This is a genomic window from Chryseobacterium sp. YIM B08800 (genome assembly GCF_026163565.1).
GTDB lineage: Bacteria > Bacteroidota > Bacteroidia > Flavobacteriales > Weeksellaceae > Chryseobacterium.
This window is the reverse complement of record NZ_JAPDKN010000124.1, coordinates 1-442: the sequence shown is the minus strand read 5'-3', so window position 1 is coordinate 442 and position 442 is coordinate 1. Positions and strand designations below refer to the sequence as shown.

The window sequence follows — 442 nt, the reverse complement described above, 5'->3', positions numbered from 1 at the left end:
TCTTCTTCTGTAGGAGAAAGGGGAACAGCTTTATTAATATATTTACCATCTTCTCCTTTTTCATCAGTTCTAATTTCAGTCATCAATTCCTTATTAGCGCCTTTGTAAGAAAATATAGGTATAGGATTTTCCTTTGTACCAAAAGAAGGGTTATTGCTTTGTAAAGGATCTACTTTTACGTAAAGTTCTTCATCGTTTAATTCTGTACTTTGAGGTAAGCCAAATTTATCATCATAATAATCAAATCTCATTATTTTAAAAAATTTGTTACTTAAATCATCTTTAAATATAAAATCACCACTGTTACCATATATACCTTTAAAAAATATGGTATATTTAAAAAAGCTTGTATGAGAGTTTTGTCCTTCAAAAAAATCTGGATTTACCTTAATTTTTATTTCTTGTGATGATTTAATATATTCATTAACAAAATCTTTTCCTT

The 442-nt window shown here is 26.5% G+C and carries 1 protein-coding gene; it reads right to left on the bottom strand.

Annotated elements, in window-relative coordinates:
• Nucleotides 1-442: hypothetical protein (locus tag OEW74_RS19585; RefSeq protein WP_265430081.1), on the bottom strand; the 442-nt coding region annotated here is incomplete at both ends.